A 555-nucleotide genomic window follows, 5' to 3' on the forward strand; every position below is an offset into this window, starting at 1 on the left:
TCGGCTCAAACATGAAGAAATGAAATGACTGAGTCAGCCGAGAAGAATTTCCCCGCTTATTCGCACCTTCCCTAACTGATCTATCGTTGATGCTAGCAATCTCTTGCTCACCAAAATATGGAAGGAGGTGATTCTTGATCAGGCTTATGTAGTATGTATCTATAGGCTTAGAGCGCTTCAAGTAGAATTGAACGATTTCATTCGCTATTGTTTTAAACGTAATACCATTTTTAAGCGCAACACCACTCGATAATTTAATTTTTAACATCAGTGCTATTTGATGTGCTTCGGACGTTGCATCTCGTAAGTCGAGTTTCCGTGTGCTCTGACGATAGTCATGAATGCCATCTGCTGGTTGATGGACTCTGCAGTGCCACCTGGAGCTGCCTTTTTGTTTGAATAGTGTTATGCCCCCGCCCAAATCATGACGATTTTTGAACGTGCTCTGACTGTCAGCCTCGATCCTCTCTGCCAGCATTCCGGCGTTTTTCAAGATAGTTGTCGCGCAAAGCTGTTTTAAGCAGCCTCTTTTTGCTCCGGCTCGGGTTTCTCGGG

General features: G+C 44.5%; 1 protein-coding gene. It reads right to left on the reverse strand.

The window, feature by feature from the left end; translation table 11 throughout:
* The coding region (locus PG887_RS22615) for a hypothetical protein (protein ID WP_270822980.1) at nucleotides 1–555 on the reverse strand (555 nt) is incomplete at both ends.

This window comes from Aeromonas sp. QDB14 (assembly GCF_027707845.1).
Classification (GTDB): domain Bacteria; phylum Pseudomonadota; class Gammaproteobacteria; order Enterobacterales; family Aeromonadaceae; genus Aeromonas; species Aeromonas caviae.